At 63.0% G+C, this 3,682-nt stretch carries 2 protein-coding genes and 2 rRNA genes; 2 read left to right on the top strand and 2 right to left on the bottom strand.

The genetic code is table 11. The features are described 5' to 3' along the window. The first annotated feature begins 72 nt into the window (after positions 1 to 72). Positions 73 to 189 (top strand): 5S ribosomal RNA (gene rrf, locus AC1D2F_RS23730). Positions 190 to 303: 114 nt separating this feature from the next. Here rrf and AC1D2F_RS23725 read toward each other — a convergent pair. Together AC1D2F_RS23725 and AC1D2F_RS23720 are read right to left on the bottom strand one after the other, a co-directional pair. Continuing rightward, positions 304 to 1,299: a patatin-like phospholipase family protein gene (locus tag AC1D2F_RS23725; protein WP_229996202.1), complete on the bottom strand. Its 996-nt coding sequence runs from the start codon at positions 1,297 to 1,299 to the stop codon at positions 304 to 306. A gap of 433 nt (positions 1,300 to 1,732) precedes the next feature. Then, positions 1,733 to 2,476 (bottom strand): hypothetical protein, encoded by a 744-nt coding sequence (locus AC1D2F_RS23720; protein ID WP_364747132.1) that lies wholly within the window; start codon positions 2,474 to 2,476, stop codon positions 1,733 to 1,735. A 972-nt stretch (positions 2,477 to 3,448) separates the two neighbouring features. On the opposite strand from AC1D2F_RS23720, the gene AC1D2F_RS23715 reads away from it, so the two are divergent. Further along, positions 3,449 to 3,682, top strand: a 16S ribosomal RNA gene (locus AC1D2F_RS23715); the annotation flags it as partial.

The following is a 3,682-nucleotide window of genomic DNA, read 5'->3' as shown; positions in this document are numbered from 1 at the left end:
TAACAACACCACAGATGTTGTAACCACCAGATTTCCCACCCCCGGCACGGCCGGCGGGTGCGGACACAGGGTTACGGCGGTCATAGCGTGGGGGAAACGCCCGGTCCCATCCCGAACCCGGAAGCTAAGACCCACAGCGCCGATGGTACTGCACCCGGGAGGGTGTGGGAGAGTAGGTCACCGCCGGAACACCATTCACGGTCGAGGACCCCCAACCACAGGTTGGGGGTCCTCCCGCATTTAACCGGCTCTTCATGACCGAGGATGTAGTCGGGGCCTGACCTCGTTTCAGGTTCGAGAGCGTCAGCGCCAGAAATCGGTGAGCTGTTCGGCAAGGGCTCTGCCTTGGTTGTAACCAGCCTGAGCGGCGGGCGGACGCAGGGACAGATCCATCGCATTGGCGCCGAACATATGCTCAGAGTTGCTATCCGGGAAGATCGTTTCGACTTTGCTGCCGCGCGCGCGTAGCTCGTCGACCTGTGCTGCAAGATGCATGCCCCACTCCAACGGCGTCCGTGTTCTGCCGCCGAATGGCGACAGCACCAGCACCCGCCCGTTTCCGGCTGCCAGATCTGCATTCTCGTTGCGTCGGTAGCCGCCGTCGATATACCGTTTGTCTCCGATCCTGTAGGCGAAGCCACTGGCACAGCTGGCCGCGACGGCGTCCACCAGGTCGACTCCGCTGTGGCGGTCGAACACGACCGGTTCGCCGGTATGGGCATTGACCGCCGTGATGAGCACTGTTCGTTCCGGCCAGTGCTGACTGGGCAGCCGCGCGGCGACGGTCGCGCGCCACCGCGTTTGCCTGGAGCCGTCCGACGCCGCAGCCATATCGAGTGCCGCGGCGCCCATTCTGCGACGCATGTCGGCCGCATCCTCAGCGGCGGCGATGATCTTGCTCGTTCTCTCCATGTGGTCCGCCGCCGGCCTGATCGGAACGCGTCCACGGTCGGATCCGACCGGACCGGTACGTTGCTGGGGCGCCGCGGCAAGAATAGCGGCAAGCAGTTCGGTCGCCTGGATCCCACTGGTTATCTGGGTCGCGGCGGTCGAGCCGGCCGACGTCCCGATGACCAGATCAGCCTCAGTCACATCCAGCCCGGCATCGAAGAGGCCGGCGATGACGCCGATCAGCCACGCGTTGCCTGTCGATCCGCCGCCACCGAGCACCAACGCTCGCCCGCCCGCAGCGCGCACCTGCTTTGTGGCGTCGACCTGCGGCTGATTCTGGTCGGACCTCGGCCGGTCGGAGGCTGTCATCGAGGTGATGTGCAGAGTTGAAGAGGGTGTGGTGTTCATGGGAGTCGCCTTTCGCGAATTGGCTGTTGGGCGCTCCCGGTGGCGACTAGCTCAGTCGCGCGATCGTGGACTGTGGGGAGAACCCATTGCGGATACTGCATACATGGGTCTCACCTCCTGCCGATGGATCACGATCACGGGAATGATCGCACACCAGCGACACGGTGCGCAATCGGCATCGAGCCGGTTGCAGTGCGCCTGTCGAACGCGCCGCCGTCCGCTACACCCTCATCTGTGATGGGCCATTTACCCCCACAACAATCCGCCAGAGCAGCCTGGAAGGCCGGGAACGGCGGTGTCCCAACCACCAGGACCCCCAGTGCTAGGTTCCCGCCGGAACATCATTGAGGTCGAGGGCCCCCAACCACGTTGGGGGCCCTTGCGCATTTAAGCCCCCAAAACACAAGACCCTGCCCGTCGGCACATTCGGCGGCTACCCCCTGATCAGGTTGCCCCCGGGCAGCGCATCGACGATCTTCCCCGGTGCCCGTTCGCCGATGAGCGGCCACACGACGTCGTGGTCGCCGGCTTGAAGGACAAGACCCTGCGGTGGTGCCATGAACAGCGCCTGCCCGTCCGGACGGCCCGCCATCGGGTTCTCTACCGTCACGTCCGTTCCTTCTCTGGGTGTACCGTCCCCAGCGGGCACCATGTAGGCAACGGCAGCGGCCCCCTTGGGAAAGGCCTTCAGGAAGTACAGGGGATCCGAACTCCTTGCACCATTCAGCTCAAGGTAGACATTCCCGTCACTGCCCTGTGGCAGTCCGCCCTTGATCGCGGTGTCAGCGCGCAGGATCAGAACAATGGAGTGGATGCCGGTGCCCACTCTTCCTTTCCGGACGCCCACCACGGCTCCCCGGACGATCACCTGGCTCGCCGCTGCCAGCGCCGCCGGGGAACGGAAGGGCTCGTAGTCGTAGGTAATGCGGCCGAAGGCAGCCAGGGTATCTTCAGCCTTGTAGGAGGCCGGCCCGAAAGGCTGAGTCCCTGTCTGCTGTGAGGTGGACTGCGGGCTGCCGGGGAGCGCAAGCATCCCTGCAGGGGCGACAGTCACGCCTCCCAGGAGGCTGGCGCCGGCCAGTGCGCCCGCCGCGAGCCACAGCCGGGTGGGCTTAGCGCGTGCAGGGCTGACGGTTTCATTGACGCTGAATGTTTCATCGACCCGACGCTGGTTCATGCCCCCTCCTTCCACTGCAGTGAGCCGGGCCATGAGGCGGCGGGTCGGACCGGCCGCCCCGCAGCTCGAGGAGTGACGTCACAGTCCGGCCCCGAATCCTAAGTTCCGTATGCCCCGAATTGTCCCGGACACCAAAATGGCTGCACAAGAGCAGAAAGTCGCAGCAGAACTGCCAGGCCCTTCTGGTCGGTAGCGACGTCCCGCAGCTTGCCTCTGTGAGCATAAGACTCCGTGAGCATAAGAACTGTCTCGCCAGCCGCTCAGTGGCAGGCCGCCCATTGCGCCCGGTGTTCGTTGCGAACACCACGGCGTGCCCGAAGACAACGTCGGTTCCCGACAGAGTGCCGGCGGGGGTGTTCTTTCGGTGGTGCCGGCGGCGGCGTTGTTGGCTGCGGTTGGTGCTGTGGTGATGCAGTGCACAGTTCCGGGTTGGGGTGGCGGGGCGGGTGTTGGGGTGTTTTTGGGTGGTTGTGGCCTGTGGTGGCGGGGTTTTGGGGTGGTGGGGCGGGTGTGTGGGGTGGAGTTGCGGTGGGGCGTGGGTGGGTGTATTGTTTTCTAAGTCGCCGAGAGGGAGACCAGCGGAAAGCTGGGAACCGGAGGCGGCCAATCCCCTAAATTTCAAGACCGGATCTGGTCGGCGTTTTGTGCGCTCCGGGTTCGGGATGGGGCGGGTCGGATGGTTTGCGGGTCGCGGAAACGCTGATTTGCAAAGTGTTCCGGACTCGGGTAAGTTTGAAAAGTTGCTCCGGAGCGATCCTCGACCGAAATGTGGTTGTGGTGGTGCCGGGTGTGTCTGTTGTTTGAGAACTCAATAGTGTGCCAAGTTTGTTGATACCAATTTATTGTAATGGATTGGTTGAATGTGCCGGGCCCGCCACCCCGTGGTGTGGTCTGGTGTTTTTGGCTGGTTTCAAATTTTGTGCAGCCTGGTTGTCCCGTTTTCCCGGGTTTCCTGGTTGTGTCTGTTTTACTTCAACGGAGAGTTTGATCCTGGCTCAGGATGAACGCTGGCGGCGTGCTTAACACATGCAAGTCGAACGATGACCCGGTGCTTGCACCGGTGATTAGTGGCGAACGGGTGAGTAACACGTGAGTAACCTGCCCTTAACTCTGGGATAAGCCTGGGAAACTGGGTCTAATACCGGATATGACTCCTCATCGCATGGTGGGGGGTGGAAAGCTTTATTGTGGTTTTGGATGGACGAC

This window comes from Arthrobacter sp. P1_B3 (assembly GCF_056406615.1).
This window is presented reverse-complemented; position numbering and strand designations above follow the sequence as displayed.